Raw genomic sequence first — 301 nt, forward strand, 5'->3', positions numbered from 1 at the left:
GGCCAGATGTGGAAGCCCGGTAACGGGTGGAGCTGACTGGTACTAATAGGCCGAGGGCTTGTCCTCAGTTGCTCGCGTCCACTGTGTTAGTTCTGAAATAACGAACGGCCGTGTTGTTCCGGTGTTGGTTAATTTCATAGTGTTTCGGTGGTCATTGCGTTAGGGAAACGCCCGGTTACATTCCGAACCCGGAAGCTAAGCCTTTCAGCGCCGATGGTACTGCAGGGGGGACCCTGTGGGAGAGTAGGACGCCGCCGAACAATTTTTCCGGGAAAGCCCCGTGCCGTTGGCACGGGGCTTT

1 rRNA gene is annotated in these 301 nt (G+C 56.5%); it reads left to right on the forward strand.

The window, feature by feature from the left end:
* Positions 1-143 precede the first annotated feature (143 nt).
* Positions 144-260 (forward strand): 5S ribosomal RNA (gene rrf / locus BA175_RS00015).
* Positions 261-301: the final 41 nt, after the last annotated feature.

Source organism: Streptomyces griseus (assembly GCF_001715295.1).
Classification (GTDB): domain Bacteria; phylum Actinomycetota; class Actinomycetes; order Streptomycetales; family Streptomycetaceae; genus Streptomyces; species Streptomyces griseus_G.